This window comes from Arthrobacter sp. ok362 (assembly GCF_900102785.1).
Classification (GTDB): Bacteria; Actinomycetota; Actinomycetes; order Actinomycetales; family Micrococcaceae; genus Arthrobacter.
In genome coordinates, this window is record NZ_FNGC01000003.1 from 190,753 (window position 1) to 209,499 (window position 18,747).

Genomic DNA, 18,747 nt, shown 5'->3' on the forward strand with positions numbered 1-18,747 from the left:
CCGCCCTGGAAGCGCTGGTAACAGCCGCCGTTGACCAGGCCGCAGATCTCGTTGCTCGTTGGGTACCCTAGTTTCCCGTCACCGCCCCCAACTGCAGCCCATGCGGACGCGATTCCTCCCTTAACGCCGTATCCGGAAGCGAAAAGTCTCAGGCCGGCGTAGTCCCCGTTCCAAACATTCGAGTCACCTGTAAAGGGCCCCGTGCTGCTGTACTGCCAGATGCTGTAGTTGCTCCAACTTGAGGGTAGGAGTCCGGCGTAGTCCGATGGGGCAGACGGGTAGGCGGCCACCCATAGCGGGTAGTCCCCGAAGAGGCCCGGTGCATCTGCCGTGCACTGCTTCCACCATGATGTGTTGGTGTAAATCACGGGCAAGCGTCCCGTTAGCGACAGCATGGTGTTCCCGAAGTCTCGGACCCAGGATGTTAGCTGGGCAGGAGTCATGTCATAGCAGGAGTTTCCAAAGTTGAAGCCATTGATGGTGCGGCCGGCATAGGGGTTGAATTCAATATCGAGGACCGGAGGCAGTGTGTAACCGTCCGCGCTCCATCCGCCACCGTTCTTGACGAAGTAGCGTGCTTGGTCTGCCCCCGAGGACCAATTGGGAATCGCGAAGTGGTAGGCGCCGCGGACCATCCCAACGCTGCGGGAGCCTTGATACTGGGAGGCGAAGGTTTCGCTTGCGTAGTAGTTGCCTTCTGTTGCCTTGACATAGGCGAACCGGGCCCCCAGGTTCCACTGCTGCTGCCAGTTGACGGAGGCCTGATGGCCGCTGACATCCAGACCCTGGATGCCGAACGTCGGCCGCCATGTGCCTTCCGTTGCCAGAGCCTCGGTGGTCAGGGTCTTGCTGGTAGTGCCGGGACCTGCGGCGGCCGTCCCCGCAACGCGGGCCGATCGTTGCCCCATCTCGGCGCCGCCTGGGCCGACCGCCGCGGCCATCGCGGCCCTATCGGGTGCGCCGGTGCGTGGAGACGAATTCGGCGTCGGGGCAGTGGTGGTTGGTGAGGGTGCGGGAGCCGGCAGCATCGTTGCCTGGCCGGTCGGCGTCGTTGTGGCAACGGCTGTAGCAACGGGCGTTGGGGTTGGTGTTGGCGTTGGCGTTGAAGTAGTGGCCGACGTCGGCGTCGCAACAGTTGGGATCGGTGGCTCGGCGGCCGTGGACGGCGTTGCCAGTCCGGGACCAGCCAACAGCGAAACGAGCAACAATGCGCTTCCGGCGCGCCTGCCGAAATCGTTGCGGTGGGGAAGTTGGGTCCGCTTCATTTTCTGCTCCGGAACGATGGTGCGCTGCGAGCGCGGCATATATGTCTCAGGTAAATGCGGATCCGCGAGGGAGCCGCCGAACGATGAGAATGTCTGACGTATCGCTTCCTGATGTTGCTCATGTGACGGGTGGGATCGAGGCTACCACTCAGCAGCCTGAGATTACTAGGCTGTCCGCGAGCCATTCGGCTATCGGGATGCTGACTCGGCGGGCCCCGGTCGAGTTCGCAGCGGCCGGCCGATCCTTCTAAGCTGTCATACATGAAGGTATTGGTTACCGGCGGCGCCGGCTACATCGGATCGCACACTACGCTCTGCCTCCTTGAAGAGGGGCACGAGGTTGTGGTGCTCGACAATCTGATGAACTCGAACCCCGAATCCCTTCGCAGGGTGGAGCAGCTCACCGGAAAGAGCGTCGATTTTCGGGAAGTCGACCTGTTGGATGCTGCCGCCGTCGACGCCGTTTTTGCCGAGGGCGGCTTCGAGGCGGTGATCCACTTCGCCGGGCTCAAGGCCGTTGGGGAGTCTGTCGAGAAGCCACTGATGTACTACCAGAACAATGTGGTGGGCACGCTTAACCTGTTGCACAGCATGGACGCCGCCGGGGTGCGCCGCTTCGTCTTCAGCTCGTCCGCCACCGTCTACGGCGCCTCGGATGAAGTTCCCCTCATCGAGAAGGCGCCGCTGGACGCCACCAACCCCTACGGCCGCACTAAGGAACAGATCGAGGACATCCTCTCCGACCTGGGAGCCGCCGATCCCCGCTGGAGCATCGCCCTGCTGCGCTACTTCAACCCGGTGGGCGCACACGAGTCTGGCCTGATCGGCGAGGACCCCAGCGGCATCCCAAACAATCTGCTCCCGTTTGTGGCCCAGGTTGCCGTGGGGCGCCGCGAAAAAGTAATGGTGTTCGGCAACGACTACCCGACGCCGGATGGCACCGGAGTGCGTGACTACATCCACGTGATGGACCTCGCTGCCGGCCACTTGGCCGCCCTGGGCTACCTCAGCAACAAAGCGGGGGTGTTCCGCTGGAACCTTGGCACCGGCCGCGGCTCCTCCGTACTCGAAGTCATCGAGGCGTTTGGCACGGCGGCCGGGCACCCGGTGCCGTACGAATTCGCTCCCCGGCGTCCCGGCGACGCCGCCGTCAGTTACGCTGACCCTTCGGCTGCCTTGGCCGATTTGGGCTGGTCCGCGCACCGCAACCTCGCGCAAATGTGCGAGGACCACTGGCGCTGGCAAAGCAGAAACCCGCAGGGCTACTCCGCCGTTGCCGAGGCCGCCGGAGTTAAGGCCGACTAGCGTCCCGGCGCGGCGGACCGACGGCACGGGGCTGTGCCGCTGCCGCGAACTTATCCACAAGCGTCGTTTGGCGCCCTTGTCGGAACGCCCGGGCTCCTCTAGCTTTAACCCAGTTGCACTGCCCCAGGGGGAGGGGTAGCGGTCATGTGGGGGCACCGTGGAAGCTGTGCGCATCGTCGAAGACGAAGTCCGTGAGTTGATCCGTCGCCGCGGACTGGATCCACTGCGGCAGAGCGGAGAAGTCCGCCACCTCGTAGAGGAAGCGATCAGCGACTACGACGAGCGGGCGCTGCTCGCGCCACTGCCTCCCTTGGGTCCGTTGGAGCAGGCACGGAGATTCGTGTTCGACGCTGTGGCGGGGTTTGGCGCGCTTCAGCCGCTCCTGGATGATCCGGGCATCGAAGAAATCTGGCTCAACGCGCCGAATGAGATCTACGTGGCGCGCAACGGCGAATCGGAACTGACCTCCGTGTCGCTGTCGGATCGGCAGGTCCGGGACCTCGTGGAACGGATGCTCAAGAGTTCCGGCCGGCGGCTGGACATGTCCTCCCCGTTCGTGGATGCGGCGCTCCCGGACGGCTCCCGCCTCCACGTGGTGATCCCGGATGTCACCCGGCGTCACTGGGCCATCAACATCCGCAAGTTCGTGGTGAAGGCCAGCCGGCTGGAACACCTGGTGGAGCTGGGAACGCTGACCCCGCAGGCGGCCAGGTTCCTCGGTGCGGCCGTCGCGAGCGGTCTCAACATTCTGGTTTCGGGCGCCACCCAGGCCGGCAAAACCACCATGCTCAACTGCCTCGCCGCGAGCATCGGCACCCGGGAGCGGGTCATCACGGTGGAGGAAATCTTCGAGCTGCAGTTGCCGCTCCGCGACGTCGTGGGTCTACAGTGCCGGCAGCCGAACCTGGAGGGGCAGGGGCAGATTCCGCTGCGCCGCCTGGTCAAGGAGGCCTTGCGGATGCGGCCCGACCGGCTGGTGGTCGGGGAGGTTCGGGAGGCCGAGAGCCTGGACATGCTCATTGCTTTGAATTCCGGGCTTCCCGGGATGTGCACCGTGCATGCTAACTCCGCCCACGACGCGGTGACAAAAATCTGTACGCTGCCATTGCTCGCCGGGGACAACATCTCCAGCGCGTTCGTAGTTCCCACCGTCGCTTCCTGCATCGATCTGGTGGTCCATTGCAGCAGGCACACCAACGGGCGCCGGCAGGTCACCGAGATCCTGTCACTGGGGCGCCGGGTGGAAAACGGGATCATCGAGTCTTCCATGGTGTTCACGGTGTCGGGCGGGCAGCTTCTGCCCAAGGCCAACTCCATGCCCGCCGCGGAAAAGTTTGCCCGCTCCGGGTACGACGTCGCGGCGCTGCTGGAGCAGCGCTGATGGCGCCGCTCTTGGGGATGCTGGGCGGGGCCGGCCTTCTGCTGATCTGGTGGTCCGCTTGGGAGAAGCCAGAGGGCGCGCGGCGCAAGTCCCGGACCAGCCGGCTTGAGGACCTCCTGCGGTCGGCGGGCATCGAAAAAGTCAGCGGGGCGGGGCTGCTCGCCTCATGCCTTGGGGTCGGGGCATTCACAACTCTTGCGTTCTTCGCAGTTACCGGCTCGTGGCCGATCTCGGGATGCTTTGGCCTGTTTGGCGGCTGGTTGCCGATGGCGATGGTCCGGTGGCGTGCGAGAAAGCGCACGGCCGTCCTCCGCCAGCTCTGGCCCGACGTCGTTGATCATCTGCGCTCAGCCATCAGGGCCGGGCTGTCACTACCCGAGGCTCTTATCCAGCTTGGCGACAAGGGCCCCGTGGAGCTTCGCCACGTTTTTGTGGACTTCGGCTCCGACTACCGGTCGGGAGGCCAATTCGATCCCTCGCTCACCCGGCTTAAGGAACGTCTGGCCGATCCCGTGGCGGATCGGATCGTGGAGGCCCTCCGGCTCACCCGCGAGGTGGGCGGCTCGGACCTCGGGCGGCTGTTGGGCACCCTCGCGGAGTTCCTGCGGGAGAGTGCCCGGACCCGGAGTGAACTGGAGGCAAGGCAATCCTGGACCATCAACGCCGCCCGCTTGGCCGTCGCTGCGCCCTGGATTGTCCTGGTGTTGCTGGCCAGCCGTCCTGAGGCAGTGATGGCGTACAACACCCCGGTCGGTGCTGCGGTACTTCTGGGCGGCCTCGCCGTCTCCCTGGTGTCCTACGCCATCATGCTCCGAATCGGTGCGCTGCCGGAAGAGCAGCGGGTCCTCCGATGACGGGGCTGATGGCGGGCGCCACGCTGTGCGGGACCGTGCTCGGTGCCGGTCTCTGGCTGTTCCTAGTCCGGCTTCCCTTCATGCGCCCAACGACGTTCGTCGAACGTATCGGCCCGCAATTGAGAACCCACAACGTGGAATCCCGGCTCCTGCGCACGGCCCCGAGGAACCTCACGCCCTTTGGGCCGCTGGAACGAATCCTCCGCCCTGCGATCCAGGACGGTGTCAGGTCCCTGGGCCGGGTCAACCTTGGCGCCACGGCGTTGAACCGCAGGCTGGCGCGCGCCGGCACCGCCAAGACAGCAGTGGACTTCCGGGCCGAGCAGCTCCTCTGGGCGGCCGGCGGCTTTGTCCTCGCCGTCGGCGTTGTGGCGCTCGCCGGTTCGATCGGCCGCTTCAGCCCGTTCATCGCGGCCGGGGCCGTCGTGGGAAGCGCCGTTGGCGGGTTCCTGCTCCGGGACTACCTGTTGGGCGCGCACATCAAGAAACGGGAGACGCGGATGATGGCGGAGTTTCCCAGCATCGCCGAACTCATGGCCCTGGCTGTCAGCGCCGGAGAAAGCGCTACCGGTGCGCTGGACAGGGTCTGTCGCAGCGCCCAGGGTGAGCTCTCGCAGGAATTTGCTCGTGTCCTCGCCGAAACCCGGTCCGGCAAGCCCCTCGTGGAAGCCCTCCACGAGTTTTCGGCCAGGACCGATCAGGGGCCGCTGGTCCGTTTCGTTGACGGACTGATCGTGGCAGTCGAGCGCGGAACGCCCCTCGCCGACGTCCTCCGGGCCCAGGCACAGGATGTCCGGGACACGGCCAAGAGGGAGCTCATGGAGTCCGCCGGCAAGAAAGAAATCGGCATGATGGTGCCGCTCGTCTTCGGGATCCTTCCGCTTACGGTCATCTTCGCCGTCTTCCCCGGCCTGGCCGCAATCAGTCTCGGGCTCTAGGAAACAAAAACCATGGAACCAAATAACCAGGAAAGAGGACACGGTGAAGAACTTCGGAACTCGGGTGGCGTTGGTGACCTGCGCGCTCAGCATGTTGACCTGGTGGTCATATGCGTCGCGACCGCGGTTGGCGGACCACCCAGAAGGGGAAGCCGACCCTAACCAGCGCGGGGACGTCCCGGGCTGGGTGATGATTACCCTTATGTCGGCAGTCCTCGTGGCCGCCCTGCTGGCCCTCGCCGGTCCTGCGCTTGAGGGACTCTTCAACCAGGCCATGGACAAGGTCGGACAGTAGCCGGTGGCAGCCCAGGGCAAGGGGGACGGGCGCCACAACAAGAACCTGCAGCACAGCCAAGACGTTGAGGGCGGCGCCGCCGTGGTGGACTTCGTGCTGATCGGTGCGTTGCTCACCTTGCTCTTCCTCGCGATCGTCCAGCTCACCCTGGTCCTTCACGTCCGGAACACGCTGATCGACGCCGCCGCCTCGGGCGCCCGATACGGCACGTTGGCCGACCGCAACGACGGGGATGCCAGGGACCGGACGGTCCAGCTGATCACGGCGGCGCTCAACTCCGAGTTCGCGGGGGACGTGGCCACCAGCGAATCGACGTACCAGGGCATCCGCACGCTGGAGGTGACAGTCCGCGCACCCTTGCCCGTCATCGGCTTCATCGGTCCCCGGGCGCTCTTGGAGGTGAAGGGCCATGCAGCCATCCAGCCCTGAACGGTCACGGTCACGGTCACGGTTCCGTTCCGCCCCCGTTGCCAAAGGCGCAGGCGGTCTCTCCCGGAACCCCATTCCCTCCCGGAAGGCGGGTGTCTGCCCGGAACACGGTAGCTCCTCGGACCGCAGCGCTTCGCGGGAGCAGGGGAGTGCCGTGGTCGAGTTCGTCTTCCTGTCCGTGCTGCTGATGGTGCCGCTGGTGTACTTCATCATCACCGTGGGCCAGATCCAGGGTGGCTCGTTCGCGGTGGTCGGCGCCGCTGACCAGGCCGCCAAGGTCTACGTTGCCCAACCGGACGCGGCCAGCGGCCGGGCCGCGGCCGAGCAAGCCGTGTTGCTGGCGCTCGCCGACTACGGCCAGCCGGCGGAAAACGCCAGCGTCGACACCCGCTGCGAGCCGGCCGACTGCCTGGCCCCCGGCACGGCGGTGACAGTCACCGTCCACCTCACCGTGCCCTTGCCGTTTGTGCCCTTCAGCGATGCGCTTCATCTGAACGCGAGCCAGCTCAGCGCATCGGCAACCCAGCTGGTAGGCAGGTTCCGGTGACAATCCTTGCCGGCGCAGCCCGCAACCCAAGACCCCGGCGCCCCGGACACCAGCCCGCATCCCGCAACCCAAGATCCCGGCGCCCCGGGCACCAGCCCGCATCCCGCCACCCAAGACCCCGGCGCCCCGGACACCAGCCCCCAGCCCGCCCGCAAGAGGGCCAGGTGCTGGTGCTGAGCATCGGCTTCATAGTGGTTGCCCTGCTGGTCGCGACCGTGGTGGTGGCCGTCTCCAGCGTCTACCTCGAGCACAAGAAACTGCTCTCCCTCGCGGACGGGGCCTCGGTGGCCGCCGCGGACAGTTTCACCCTCGGCCAGCTTGGCAACGCCGGCGGCACACCGACGGCCGTCCTCAGCGGGGCCGGGGTGCGCAGCGCCGCCGTCGATTATCTGGGCCGCAACGGCGCGTTCGACCACTTCAGCGGCCTGACCGTGGCGCCGTCTACTGGCAGCCCCGACGGTGCCACCGCCGTCGTGGTGCTGAGCGCTGCCGTCCACCCGCCGGTGGTGAACTTCCTGGTGCCGGACGGCATCCGGATCGAGGCGACGTCGACGGCGCGGTCCCGCCTCAGCCGCTGAACTGCCTTTAGGACCCCTGTTGCCCTATCATTTTGGGCTGCCAACAAGGCCTTTTGGCAACCCAAAGTGATAGGGCAACCGGCTATAGGGCAACGCCAGCGGGTCAGGGCGCTAGGACGCATAGCGTAGGCTTAAAAAACCATGGCAAACATTGATTTTCCCGCTGAAATCCGCGCGCTGCGGGCCACCTATGCGTCCATCGAGAACGTCTCGAACGTCGAGGCGCTCAAGGAAGACATCGCCGAGCTCAGCGAGCGGGCCGGTGAACCCAACCTGTGGGACGACCCCGCCGCTGCACAGGTCATCACCTCGAAGCTCTCGCACAAGCAGACCGAGCTTGAGCGCCTCAACAAGCTCGCGGCCCGGATCGACGACCTCGAGGTTCTCGTGGAGCTCGGCCAGGACGAGGACGACGCCGACTCCATGGCCGACGCCGCCGCGGAGCTCGAATCGGTCCGCAAGGCGCTCGCCGACCTCGAAGTGGTCACGCTACTCTCCGGCGAGTTCGACGAGCGCGAAGCCGTAGTGACCATCCGGGCCGGCGCCGGCGGGGTGGACGCGGCGGACTTCGCCGAAATGCTGCTGCGGATGTACCTGCGCTGGGCCGAACGCCACGGCTACCCGACCACCATCATGGATACCTCCTACGCCGAGGAAGCCGGGCTGAAGTCCGCGACCTTCGAGGTCAAGGCGCCGTACGCCTTCGGCACGCTCAGCGTCGAGGCCGGCACCCACCGCCTGGTCCGGATCAGCCCGTTCGACAACCAGGGCCGGCGCCAGACCTCGTTCGCGGCCGTGGAAGTCATCCCGCTGATCGAGCAGACGGACTCCATCGACATCCCGGACAACGAGATCCGCGTGGACGTGTTCCGGTCCTCCGGCCCCGGCGGACAGTCCGTCAACACCACGGACTCCGCGGTGCGCCTGACCCACATCCCCACCGGCACCGTGGTGTCCATGCAGAACGAGAAATCGCAGCTGCAGAACCGCGCCGCCGCCCTGCGCGTGCTGCAGTCCCGCCTCCTGCTGCTGAAGAAGGAACAGGAGGACGCCGAGAAGAAGGCGTTCGCCGGCGACGTCAAAGCCTCGTGGGGCGACCAGATGCGCTCCTACGTCCTTAACCCGTACCAGATGGTCAAGGACCTCCGCACCGAGCATGAGGTCGGCAACACCTCGGCCGTATTCGACGGCGAGATCGACGACTTCATCGACGCCGGCATCCGCTGGCGGACGGACAACCGCAACGCCGAGAAATAGGCTTGCCGCTTCGACTGAGTGCCCCGGCTGGGAGGTCCCTGACAATCGCGCGACACACCCCGTCGTTCCGGCGGTTCCGCCGTTACCCGTGCGTATAGTCGAGGGGCCGGAGCTCTACTTCCCCCAAACGAAAGCCCTTGCCCCGGCGGCAGAACCGGGCCCCCGCGGCCCCACCCTGCAGGGTACTTAGGGCCATGATCCGTTTCGAAAATGTCACCAAGGTCTATGACCAGAAGGCGCGGCCGGCGCTGGATTCGATCAACCTTGAGATCGACCGTGGCGAATTCGCCTTCCTCGTCGGTGCCTCCGGCTCCGGCAAATCCACGTTCCTGCGCCTGGTCCTCAAAGAGGACCGCGCCTCTTCCGGCGCCGTCTACGTCGCCGGCCAGAACGTCGCCAACATTTCCAGCTGGCGCGTGCCGCGGCTGCGCCGCGGAATCGGCGTCGTCTTCCAGGACTTCCGCCTGCTGCCGCAGAAAACCGTCTTCGCCAACGTCGCCTTTGCCATGCAGGTCATCGGCAAGAGCCGCAGCGTCATCCGCGATACCGTCCCCGAGGTCCTGAAGACCGTGGGCCTTGAAGGCAAGGAAAACCGCCTCCCGCACGAACTCTCCGGTGGCGAGCAGCAGCGCGTGGCGATCGCCCGCGCCGTCGTGAACCGCCCCGGCATCCTGCTGGCCGACGAGCCCACCGGAAACCTGGACCCCACCACCTCCATGGGCATCATGGGCGTGCTGGACAAGATCAACCAGAACGGCACCACCGTGGTGATGGCCACGCACGACGACGACATCGTCAACGAGATGCGCAAACGGGTCGTGGAACTCAAGAACGGCGTCGTGATCCGCGACGAGGCCAAGGCCCTTTACACCTCCATGATTCCCGTAGTGGGCCAGTCGCGCCGCCTGCGCGACGCCAGCGGCCGGGAAGAGCCGCAAGTCGTCCCGCCCCGGGCTGGGTCCCGCGCCGAAGCCCGCGCCGAGCTTCGCACCGCAGGGGAGGGACAGGCGTGAGGCTTGCATTTGTCCTGAGCGAGATCGGCAGCGGCCTGCGCCGCAACCTGTCCATGGTGATCTCCGTGATCCTGGTGACCTTCGTGTCGCTGACCTTCGTCGGCGCCGCCGGCATGCTGCAGCTGCAGATCAACCAGATGAAGGGGTACTGGTACGACAAAGTCCAGGTGGCCATCTTCCTCTGCAGTGACGGTTCGACGGCGCCCGGCTGCGCCACCGGCCCGGCGACGCCGGAGCAGGAGGCCAACCTGCGCAAGCTCCTGCAGTCGCCCGCGGTGGCCCAGTACGTCAACGACTTCCAGTACGAGTCCAAAGACGACGCGTACAAGCACTTCAAGGAACAGTTCTCCAATTCCCCGATTGTTGACTCGGTGACCCCGGACCAGCTTCCGGCTTCCTTCCGGATCAACATGAAGGACCCGGAGAAGTACGAGATCATTTCCGAGACCTTCTCCTCCCAGGCCGGCGTGGAGACTGTGATCGACCAGCGGCAGCTGCTGGAACGGTTGTTCTCGGCCATGAATGCGGCGTCCCTGGTGGCCGTCAGCATCGCCGGCGTCATGATCATTTGCGCCATCCTGCTGATCGCCACCACCATCCGGCTGTCCGCGTTCAGCCGCCGCCGGGAAACAGGGATCATGCGCCTGGTGGGCGCGTCCAAGATGGTCATCCAACTGCCGTTCATCCTCGAAGGCGTCATCGCCGCGGTGATCGGCGCGGCCCTGGCCTCCGGCACCCTGTGGGCCGTGGCCCACTTCTTCCTCGGCGAGGTCATGTCCAAGCAGTATCCGGACACCGCGTTCATCTCGCCAGGGCAGACCCTGCTCCTGGCTCCTGCCCTGATTGGCCTGGGCGTCGTCCTGGCCGGAATTTCCTCCCTGCTGACCCTCCGTCGGTACTTGCGGGTCTAGCTTTGCGCAACGAAAAGGGAATGCTTATGACACCGATGGTCCGCCGCCCCCGCCGGCAATCGCTCCGGCCCTCCCTCCGGGCGCGCCTGGTGGGACGCCGCAGCCGGATGATCAGCGCCACCCTGGCGCTGGTCCTGGCCGGAACCATGGGCGCGTCGGCTCCAGTGGCATTCGCCGACGACCTTGAGGACCAGCAGGCCGCACTGAAGGATCAGGCGGCACAGGTCCAGGACTCCCTTGAATTCGTGGATGGCCGGATCGCCAAGGCCGCAGCGGATCTCGTGGTCTACCAGGGGCAGCTCCCGGGCGCCCAGAAGGCGCTCGTTGACGCCCAGGGCAGGGTGGCCGGCGCAGTCCAGGAAGTGGAGGCCCTCGCGGCCCGCGTGGATCTGGCGCAGCAGAACAAGGCAAAAATCACCCAGCAGCTCGAATCCGACAAGCAGAAGATTTCGAGCACCAAGAAGCTGATCGGACAGATTGCCACTCAGGCGTACATGTCCGGCGGCGTTCCCTCCAACCTTTCGCTGTTCTTCGGCTCCAACCAGGGCGCCAGCCTGACGGACACCATCGACCTCGCGGATCAGGCCCTCCGCAGCCAGAACTCCGCGATGGACAAGCTCACCCAGCAAAGCGCCACCAACGTCAACGCGCAGGCCCGGCTGGCGGCCGTCGAGGCTGAAATCACGGATCTCAAGGCGAAGGCCGACGCCGCGCTGGCGCGGGAAAAGGCAGCCCGGGACGAGGCCGAGGCCAAGAAGGCCGCGGTGGACAAGCTCATCGCCGACACCACCAGGCTCGACGCCCAGCTCCAGGCCGCCAAGCCCGGCATCCAGAAACGGCTCGCCCAGGTCAAGGCCCAGCAGGACGCGGTCGCCGCCGAAATCGCCGAACGCGACCGGAAACTGCGTGAAGCCTGGGAAGCCGAGCAGCGCCGCATCGCGGCGGCCGCGGCGGCCGCCGCCCGCGCCCGGGGACAGGCCGTCCAGCCCTACGTCCCGGTCCAGGGGCCGCCGTCGGCGTTCGGACTGCGGCACCCGTTCAACGCCAACATCCCCATCACCTCCGGATTCGGCTGGCGCGCGACGCCGCCGGGCACCATCGACTTCTACGGCACCGGCGGCTACATGCACACCGGCATCGACTTCGGCGCCACGTGTGGCACACCCGTGTATGCCGCGGCGGCGGGCACCGTCTTCTCAGCTGGCTGGGGCGACGACGGCGGCGGCAACCGGGTGAAGATTTCCCACGGCGTCGTCCAGGGCAACTCGCTGACCACGATCTACTACCACAACACTTCCGTGACGGTTTCGGTCGGCCAGCACGTCAACCAGGGGCAGCTGATCGCCTACTCCGGGACAACCGGAAACTCCAGCGGGTGCCACGCGCACTTCGAGACCTGGCTTAACGGCCGGGCCGTGGACCCCATGACCCTGCTCTGACCCGGTCGGCGCCATCCGTTGCGGCGCCTGCCCTGCCGTAAACTGGAAGGACTCCGCGCCACCTGGCCGGAGTGAGCCACCAACAAAACCTAGGAGTCCTACCGTGCCCAAAGAAAGTGGCCGTAAGGTAGTGGCCACCAACCGCAAGGCCCGGCACGACTATCTCATCCTTGACACCTATGAGGCCGGCATCGCGCTGATGGGCACGGAAGTGAAGTCCCTGCGCGAGGGCCATGCCTCGATGGTGGACGGCTTCTGCACGTTCTACAACGACGAGCTGTGGATGGAGGGCATCCATATCCCCGAGTACCACCAGGGGAGCTGGACCAACCACGCCGCACGCCGCCGCCGCAAGCTGCTGCTGCACCGCGAGGAGCTCACGAAGATCTCGCACAAGATCCGCGAATCAGGGTTCACGATCGTGCCGCTGCAGCTGTACTTCGTTGACGGACGCGCGAAAGTTGAAATCGGCGTCGCGCGCGGTAAGAAGGAATACGACAAGCGCCAGACGCTGCGCGAACAGCAGGACAAGCGCGAGGCGCAGCGGGTCATGCGCGAACGCAACCGCCGCTAGCGCGGCGGGCCCTGGGAATGTTTCTCGGAGGCGGTGCGTTATGCTTGGTAGTCCGGGAAGGATACGGAAGTCTCCGGTCCGGGTTTGATAAAAAAATACGGGGATGATCGGTTTCGACGATGTTAGTCGCGACAGGTGAAGCGGGCCGAGGATGCAGAATTATCTCGTAAACGCTGTCTGCAAACCAATAAGTGCCGAATCAAAACGCACTGACTTCGCTCTCGCTGCCTAAGCAGTAAGACAGTCCGTCAGCCCGAGGTTGCTATTGCCCCGGATCCTGGCGTCATTTAGATAGCCACTGCTGTTTACCTCCGTCATCGGGGTAAACGGGACTCTTAGATGACTGGGCCCGGATCAGCCAGCTGTTTGTAGCATGGCTGGGGCCGAGAAAATCCAACGCAAACTGCGCCCGGAGAAGCCCTGACAACACGACATCGGACGGGGGTTCAATTCCCCCCATCTCCACATAAGATAGGCCCTAGATCCCAGTGATCTAGGGCTTTTCTTTTTGCTTGTTGGCGAGGAGCCCGTTTTTGTTGGCGAGAAACGACTCAGCTAGGGGACAGGCATGGAAGCGAACGAGGACGGAACGATACAGAGCGAACGGGCGCGGGAGCCCTGGAGCCGCGTCGATGAACTGAACTGGGCGGCAGACCGCGCCACGATCCGGAGCCTCAAGAAGCGGGGCGACGAACCTTCCGAGTGGCTCGCTACCGAGTACCGCGAACTCAGCGCGCGCCGCAAGGCGGTGGCGCCCCGTGGCTAGCATCCGCACCCGAGAGCTCACGAAGGGCGGATCGTCGCACACCGTTACCTGGCGGGACCCAGAGACGGGTCTGAAGACGCGCACGTTCTCGGACAAGGACTACGGGCCCGGCGAGGCGCGGGACAAGGCGCTCGAGCTCAAGGCGTTCCTCGATGCCAACGGGAACAGCTACAAGCTGGCGGCGACTGCGAAGGTCCGGAAGGACTCCACGGCGCCGACTGTGTACGAAGTCGTGGTCCGCCATATCGACCTGCTGCGCAAACCCCAGCCAGGGACGATCGCGAAGTACCGGAACATGGCGGCCGGCCACATCGCTGCAAGTGAGCTCGGGCGGACGCCGGTGGACAAGGTCAACAAGGCCGCCGTCATCGACTGGCTCGACGAGCTCAAGGTACTGCAGGGCGCCAACCAGACCAAAGGAGCCCCACTCTCCCGCAAGTCCAAGCAGAACATTCACGCGCTGCTCTCCGCGGCGTTCGTCACCGCCGTGGACGCCGAGACCATGACACGCAACCCAGCCAAGGGAGTTGCCGAGGCCGACCTCAACGAAGCGCGCGAGGCCGTCTACCTGTCACCCGAGGATCTCGTCATGCTCGCCGAGCGCATTGACCCGCACTACTCGCTGTTCATCCGGTTCCTGGGCGGCACCGGACTCCGCTACTCCGAAGCGACTGCGCTCCGCCGGCGGGACGTCACCATCCGCGACGGGCGCGCCGCGGTACGCGTCAGCAGGGCATGGAAGTCCAAAGGCAAAGGCGAAGAGATCGGGCCGCCCAAGACGAAGAAGGCCAACCGCACCGTGACTTGCAACGCGGCACTCTCGTCCGCCCTGGCCGACCGCCTGCAGGAGATCGAGCTCGATGACTTCGTGTTCCAGCGCCCGGATGGCGACTACGTCCGCAACTCACGCTTCCACAAGGAAGTCTGGCAGCCGCTCATGGGCCAGCTGGTCGGCAAGGAGCTGGACCGCAAGCCATGGATACACGAGATCAGGCACGCGCACACCACGCACCTGCTGGACGCCAACGTGCCCGTCCACGTCGTGCAGGCGCGACTCGGGCACGAGGACCCGCAGACCACGCTGCGCGTCTACGCACGACTGGCCAAGGCGTCCGACGCCGCCGCTGCAGACGCACTCGGCTAGGCGCCAATCCACCGGTGGTGTCCGGTTCGTTTCAGCCGTGCGGACAATCCGTACATGTTAGCTGTCCGCACAATCCGTACACGCTAGGCGTGTAGACAATCCGTTTACGTTTACGGTATCGTCGGTGGCACGACGCGCTGAGTATTCAGACCGTCGCCTGCCAAGAGCCCCGTAAGGGGCTTTTGTGCTTAAGGCACCCAGTGGTTTCGATACGCCACGGCTGGAGCGATGATTTTCCACATTTTTCGTGTTGCTTGTCTAGCGCGGTCGTCCTTGTGGTCATGGAAATACATCCTGCGATATAGGTACACCACCAAGTCGACAGCCTGCAGCCCGGGGACGTCACTCGATGGCCGTGACTCGATGGGGTGCTGAATTGAGGCAAGTGTCGAATCTCGAAAGCCAGGGGTGCCGATTTTGCTGTATAGCTCCATTGTCATGGCGTGCCGCTCCTGATCCGGGACCTCATCGGCATACACGTAGACCTTCTTGCCCAGCGGCCTGGCGTGAATATCGACTCGCTCCAGAACGTGCTGAAGTGCGACTTGGTGCGGTGGATCCGGATAGCTGTAGCGCTCATTGAGTCGCGGAATGTTGACGCCGCGGATAAACACCTTCGCGCCCGAGTCGCGAATACCTTCGAGCGCCTGCATGTAGATGCTGGACGCCACGCTGTACTTGCCTCGAATGGACTTCCATCTGCCACGCCCGGACATGATCTCGTAGCCGTGGAGCTCGGCGTCGTGAGGAATCCCGAACTTCTCCGATGCGTACTCGCTGGCTCGCGCCATTCCCCGGTCCAGCGACGGAAGGCTGGCTGGAGGGATCACTAGGGCGGCAACGTGATAGTCGCGGTCATCGTAAGATTCGTCAACAAAGGCCATGAGCACCAGATGATCATCCCTTAATGTGCAGACACTTCCAGCATCGGTGTCCGGCCAGTCCGTCTAACTGGAGCATTCGAGGTTCAACCCGGGAGGAAGCCAGGGAGCCGGTTGCCCCACCGGATGGGGCGGAGCTTCTCCGGGCAGCGCCGGTATTCTTCGATGTCCCATTCGGAGTCGGTGACTCGTCGGACGTTGCCGGCTGGAATCCATGCCCAGTGCTTGTGGTCCTCGTCGTCCCCCCATGCCACGAGTATGAACGAGGGGTTCCAGCGTTCGGCGACGGCGTAGACATCGACCGTGGCGCCGCCGGCCAGCGGTACGGTGGCCATGACCTTTGGGTAGTTCCCGTACTCCCACGAGCGCGCCTCCTCCGCTGGGTGCCCGGGGTCCGGCCGTAGATACTCATAGGTGGTCCCGTCGAGGGTGAACGATGCCATGGCGTCATCGTATCTGGACGCACAAAGGCCCCCACCATCTTTCGATGGTGGGGAGGCAAAACGATAGGATGGTCCGCATGCTGCACTCTGGAGAGTTTGAGAACCCGTTCGCTGATCCGCGCCGCGACGTGTCGAAGTTCGAAGGCCGTCGCTGGGACCATGCGAGCTACGACTCATTCCGCGGGAAGGGTGAACTTCTCCCAGGCCTGCACACTATCGCGCATAACCAATTGGACATCGACGTCTACTACGAGCCCGCCGGGTCTGATACGACGGTCGCTATCTTCCACGCGGCCTTGTCTCGCCCGGATGCGCCGCTGCCAATGTTTACGGGCGCCAGGGTCACGCAGGACGGGCCGGTGAATCGCATCTATGTCAGCGACCCGGGCCTCTACTCTGACCCCTCGTTGACGTTGGCCTGGTATGCCGGGGCGAGCGAGTTGCCGTTGCAGAAGATCCTGCCAGGTATTATCCACAAGCTTGTCGATGCGGCTGGGGGTAGTCGCCTGATGTTCTTTGGCGCGTCCGGGGGAGGTTTCGCCGCGATGTACTACTCACGGCTGTTCCCGGAATCCTTGGCGGTGGCGATCAATCCGCAGACGATTCTGCGCGAGTTCCCCTCCTACACGCTGCGCCAGTACACGCAGGCCGCTTTCCCCGGCATCCCGCAGGCAGATGTTTTGGACCGTGCGATCTGCTCTGACCTGCGGCGACCTTACGCGGAGTCGTTCCCGAACCATGTCCTCTACGTGCAAAACACCCAGGACGACCACATGGAGAAGCACCTGGCCCCGTTCTGGGAGGCGGTGCGAGGAAACGACCGCCTACACGTCAAGCTCGGCGACTGGGGCGACGGCCATGTGCCGCCGCCCGCAGACGAAATCCGCGAAATCATCGCGTCCATCACCGCCCAGCCCGGCCCTTGGGGGAAGGCCCTTGATGCCGCCGGCTACAAGTCGGAAGTGAGCATGACAGCCTGATCTATTTGCACGCTGTCTGCTGTGGCGCCGAGGGTGCAGAAGATGCCCATCACCATATCCGTCGAGGTGGTGGAGAGTGGCACGGTGCGGCTGCCGCCGCCGATGACGTTGCCGCTGGTGCCGGCTCCGGTGTTGTTCCAGAACATGATGCTGTCTGCCCGCTGGGTGTCGGCGCCGCTGGCTGTGACGTACATGCGTCCCTCGAATTTGAACGAGTAGACGCCGACGGGCATGGTGATGACTACGACGCCTTGACCCGCTACCCGCAGTCGGAGGGTTGCGGCTACGGTGATGTTGGCTGATCCGTAGGCGTCCCATTTGATCCATGCGCCCTCGCCCTGGAAGTCACCTTGGATGAATTTGCCCAGGGGGACAATGTTGGTGTCTGTCAGGGTGCCGGTGTGCTTGGTTGCCATTCGCCCGTAGGCCAGCGATTTCTCACTCATGCCGACGTAGGGCGCCGAAAGCGCGTTTTCGGTCGCGGCGAGGGCAACATTTGATGCGCCGGCCATGTACCTGTACTTGACGGTGTTCTTGCTCGCGCCGGTCCCGAATGTGGTGTAGAGGTCAACGAATGTGCTTGAGCCTGCCACAACAACACAGGTTCCGTTGCCGTTGAACGTCGAGTAGGAGAAGTTCATGGTGGACGAGCGGGAAAGGTGGATAGCCCAAGTGCAGTTCGTGAACGTGCTGTAGTCGGCGTGGCCCGTGTCGAGTTCCTTGGCTTTGATCCCGAACTGGCAGTTTTCGAATACGGTGCCGTCAGCCAGGGATGTGCCGGTGGAGTTCCGCAGCGTCATGTAGAGTTCGTGGATGCCTGCGTAGTTGCTGTTTTTGAAGTAGCAGCCGCCCCAGTTGTAGACGGCGTGGTCGAGGGCGAAGAATCCGATTTCGGCGGCGTCGGTGTGGATGTTCCACAGGTCGATGCTGTTGTATTCACCAACCCTGATGCCGCCGGAGTTGATCGCGGTGCGGTTGAATCCCACGAATTTGAGGTCGGAGAAGGACACCTGGGCCCGGTCCACGGTGTAGACGCCCCAGTCGATAGCGGCGCCGGCCCGGTCGTAGACGGCGGTCGGTGTGATGCGCGGCCCGCCCATTGCCGGTCCCTGGAACTTGATCTTGGCGCGTGACATGATGCGCGGGAAGCCATACCCGCCGCCATACGTTCCGGCGGCGTGCTGAATCGTCCACTGCCCACCCAGTACCGGCCCGTAGTTGGACAGCGCGTCGAGGGCGGACTGGACGTTCTTCGGTTCGGTCGCCGATAGTCCGTCGTTCGTCGCCACGCCGCCGGTCGCGGAGGGTGCAACGTAGAGCGTGTTTACCCGGTTTGATGCGGGGTCGGGGAAGAAGTTGATGCCGTTGCGGATGATGTAGCCGTTGCCGCGGTGCCTGACGCTGTGGAGGTTGGGGATGTTCGCGGTGGTTTTGTAGCCGCCGTTTGGCCAGAACAGGACCGCCCCGGTGCTGAACGCGGCGGCGACGGCTGCCTGTACCGCCACGGTGTCGTCCACGCTGCCGTTTCCTTTGGCGCCGTAGTCTTTCGGGTTGAGCATCAGCTCACCCTTAGCGGTTTTCCCCGCCAGTGCTGTGGTGGTGGCGGCGGCGTCAGAGTAGGCCGCGTCGAGGGATGTCTTGGATAGCCGGGCGGGCAGGTTAGCGTCAGCGACCTTCACGGAGGGCCGTAGTGTGAAGTCTTCCCCCACGGAGAGGATACGGTCAGTCATTAGATGTCTCCCAATCG

The 18,747-nt window shown here is 64.7% G+C and carries 20 protein-coding genes and 1 other RNA gene; 17 read left to right on the forward strand and 4 right to left on the reverse strand.

Annotated features, from left to right (window positions below):
- The coding region (locus tag BLQ10_RS05200; protein ID WP_302847289.1) for a GH25 family lysozyme at positions 1–1,265 on the reverse strand (1,265 nt) is incomplete at its 3' end.
- A gap of 261 nt (positions 1,266–1,526) precedes the next feature.
- On the opposite strand from BLQ10_RS05200, the gene galE reads away from it, so the two are divergent.
- The 16 genes from galE (at position 1,527) to BLQ10_RS05280 (ending at position 14,696) form a co-directional block, all read left to right on the forward strand.
- Positions 1,527–2,570 carry a UDP-glucose 4-epimerase GalE gene (gene galE, locus BLQ10_RS05205; RefSeq protein ID WP_091559210.1) on the forward strand — a complete coding sequence of 348 codons (1,044 nt, stop codon included), beginning with the start codon at positions 1,527–1,529 and terminating at the stop codon, positions 2,568–2,570.
- Between the two features lie 157 nt (positions 2,571–2,727).
- A complete protein-coding gene (locus tag BLQ10_RS05210; RefSeq protein WP_091559211.1) occupies positions 2,728–3,951 on the forward strand; it encodes a TadA family conjugal transfer-associated ATPase in 1,224 nt (407 codons plus the stop codon).
- The gene (locus tag BLQ10_RS05215; RefSeq protein WP_091559214.1) at positions 3,951–4,805 is read left to right on the forward strand and encodes a type II secretion system F family protein; all 855 of its coding nucleotides are present in this window, start codon (positions 3,951–3,953) and stop codon (positions 4,803–4,805) included. The genes BLQ10_RS05210 and BLQ10_RS05215 overlap by 1 nt, the downstream gene beginning before the upstream one ends.
- Entirely contained in the window at positions 4,802–5,743 is a 942-nt protein-coding gene (locus tag BLQ10_RS05220) for a type II secretion system F family protein (protein ID WP_091559216.1), read from the forward strand. The genes BLQ10_RS05215 and BLQ10_RS05220 overlap by 4 nt, the downstream gene beginning before the upstream one ends.
- Positions 5,744–5,786: 43 nt before the next feature.
- Complete coding sequence (locus BLQ10_RS05225) at positions 5,787–6,038, forward strand: hypothetical protein (RefSeq protein WP_091559217.1); 252 nt, start codon at positions 5,787–5,789, stop codon at positions 6,036–6,038.
- A gap of 45 nt (positions 6,039–6,083) precedes the next feature.
- A complete protein-coding gene (locus BLQ10_RS05230) occupies positions 6,084–6,467 on the forward strand; it encodes a TadE/TadG family type IV pilus assembly protein (RefSeq protein ID WP_254785423.1) in 384 nt (127 codons plus the stop codon).
- Between the two features lie 154 nt (positions 6,468–6,621).
- Complete coding sequence (locus BLQ10_RS05235; RefSeq protein WP_091559221.1) at positions 6,622–7,014, forward strand: hypothetical protein; 393 nt, start codon at positions 6,622–6,624, stop codon at positions 7,012–7,014.
- A gap of 164 nt (positions 7,015–7,178) precedes the next feature.
- A complete protein-coding gene (locus BLQ10_RS05240; protein ID WP_091559224.1) occupies positions 7,179–7,592 on the forward strand; it encodes a pilus assembly protein TadG-related protein in 414 nt (137 codons plus the stop codon).
- A 141-nt stretch (positions 7,593–7,733) separates the two neighbouring features.
- Positions 7,734–8,849, forward strand: a complete 1,116-nt coding sequence (gene prfB, locus BLQ10_RS05245; protein WP_091559225.1) for a peptide chain release factor 2 — start codon at positions 7,734–7,736, stop codon at positions 8,847–8,849.
- A gap of 194 nt (positions 8,850–9,043) precedes the next feature.
- Positions 9,044–9,862, forward strand: a complete 819-nt coding sequence (gene ftsE / locus BLQ10_RS05250; RefSeq protein ID WP_091559228.1) for a cell division ATP-binding protein FtsE — start codon at positions 9,044–9,046, stop codon at positions 9,860–9,862.
- Positions 9,859–10,773, forward strand: coding sequence for a permease-like cell division protein FtsX (gene ftsX / locus BLQ10_RS05255; protein WP_091559233.1), 915 nt, complete (start codon positions 9,859–9,861; stop codon positions 10,771–10,773). Before ftsE ends, ftsX begins: the two co-directional genes overlap by 4 nt.
- 35 nt (positions 10,774–10,808) lie before the next feature.
- On the forward strand, positions 10,809–12,212 hold the full coding sequence (locus BLQ10_RS05260) for a peptidoglycan DD-metalloendopeptidase family protein (protein ID WP_091559691.1): 1,404 nt from the start codon (positions 10,809–10,811) through the stop codon (positions 12,210–12,212).
- A gap of 103 nt (positions 12,213–12,315) precedes the next feature.
- A complete protein-coding gene (gene smpB, locus BLQ10_RS05265) occupies positions 12,316–12,786 on the forward strand; it encodes an SsrA-binding protein SmpB (protein ID WP_090581234.1) in 471 nt (156 codons plus the stop codon).
- 99 nt (positions 12,787–12,885) lie between these two features.
- Positions 12,886–13,254: a transfer-messenger RNA gene (ssrA, locus tag BLQ10_RS05270) on the forward strand.
- Positions 13,255–13,354: 100 nt separating this feature from the next.
- On the forward strand, positions 13,355–13,552 hold the full coding sequence (locus tag BLQ10_RS05275; RefSeq protein ID WP_091559235.1) for a hypothetical protein: 198 nt from the start codon (positions 13,355–13,357) through the stop codon (positions 13,550–13,552).
- Positions 13,545–14,696, forward strand: a complete 1,152-nt coding sequence (locus BLQ10_RS05280; RefSeq protein ID WP_091559237.1) for a tyrosine-type recombinase/integrase — start codon at positions 13,545–13,547, stop codon at positions 14,694–14,696. Before BLQ10_RS05275 ends, BLQ10_RS05280 begins: the two co-directional genes overlap by 8 nt.
- 188 nt (positions 14,697–14,884) lie before the next feature.
- On the opposite strand, the gene BLQ10_RS05285 is transcribed toward BLQ10_RS05280, so the two are convergent.
- The gene (locus BLQ10_RS05285; RefSeq protein WP_091559693.1) at positions 14,885–15,580 is read right to left on the reverse strand and encodes a DUF3800 domain-containing protein; all 696 of its coding nucleotides are present in this window, start codon (positions 15,578–15,580) and stop codon (positions 14,885–14,887) included.
- An 83-nt stretch (positions 15,581–15,663) separates the two neighbouring features.
- Positions 15,664–16,020 carry a hypothetical protein gene (locus tag BLQ10_RS05290; protein ID WP_091559239.1) on the reverse strand — a complete coding sequence of 119 codons (357 nt, stop codon included), beginning with the start codon at positions 16,018–16,020 and terminating at the stop codon, positions 15,664–15,666.
- A 77-nt stretch (positions 16,021–16,097) separates the two neighbouring features.
- Here BLQ10_RS05290 and BLQ10_RS05295 point away from each other — a divergent pair, with 77 nt between their 5' ends.
- On the forward strand, positions 16,098–17,000 hold the full coding sequence (locus tag BLQ10_RS05295) for a hypothetical protein (RefSeq protein ID WP_091559241.1): 903 nt from the start codon (positions 16,098–16,100) through the stop codon (positions 16,998–17,000).
- On the opposite strand, the gene BLQ10_RS05300 is transcribed toward BLQ10_RS05295, so the two are convergent.
- Positions 16,970–18,730 carry a glycosyl hydrolase family 28-related protein gene (locus BLQ10_RS05300; RefSeq protein WP_091559244.1) on the reverse strand — a complete coding sequence of 587 codons (1,761 nt, stop codon included), beginning with the start codon at positions 18,728–18,730 and terminating at the stop codon, positions 16,970–16,972. The two genes, BLQ10_RS05295 and BLQ10_RS05300, sit on opposite strands and share 31 nt — an antisense overlap.
- Positions 18,731–18,747 lie beyond the last annotated feature (17 nt).

Excerpts from the sequence above, each read along its gene's own strand:
- galE (WP_091559210.1), top strand. The coding sequence starts at position 1,527 with ATGAAGGTATTGGTTACCGGCGGCGCCGGCTACATCGGATCGCACACT.
- BLQ10_RS05295 (WP_091559241.1), top strand. The coding sequence starts at position 16,098 with ATGCTGCACTCTGGAGAGTTTGAGAACCCGTTCGCTGATCCGCGCCGC.
- ftsE (WP_091559228.1), top strand. The coding sequence starts at position 9,044 with ATGATCCGTTTCGAAAATGTCACCAAGGTCTATGACCAGAAGGCGCGG.
- prfB (WP_091559225.1), top strand. The coding sequence starts at position 7,734 with ATGGCAAACATTGATTTTCCCGCTGAAATCCGCGCGCTGCGGGCCACC.
- BLQ10_RS05300 (WP_091559244.1), bottom strand. The coding sequence starts at position 18,730 with ATGACTGACCGTATCCTCTCCGTGGGGGAAGACTTCACACTACGGCCC.
- BLQ10_RS05275 (WP_091559235.1), top strand. The coding sequence starts at position 13,355 with ATGGAAGCGAACGAGGACGGAACGATACAGAGCGAACGGGCGCGGGAG.
- BLQ10_RS05215 (WP_091559214.1), top strand. The coding sequence starts at position 3,951 with ATGGCGCCGCTCTTGGGGATGCTGGGCGGGGCCGGCCTTCTGCTGATC.
- BLQ10_RS05285 (WP_091559693.1), bottom strand. The coding sequence starts at position 15,580 with ATGGCCTTTGTTGACGAATCTTACGATGACCGCGACTATCACGTTGCC.
- BLQ10_RS05260 (WP_091559691.1), top strand. The coding sequence starts at position 10,809 with ATGGTCCGCCGCCCCCGCCGGCAATCGCTCCGGCCCTCCCTCCGGGCG.
- BLQ10_RS05290 (WP_091559239.1), bottom strand. The coding sequence starts at position 16,020 with ATGGCATCGTTCACCCTCGACGGGACCACCTATGAGTATCTACGGCCG.
- BLQ10_RS05220 (WP_091559216.1), top strand. The coding sequence starts at position 4,802 with ATGACGGGGCTGATGGCGGGCGCCACGCTGTGCGGGACCGTGCTCGGT.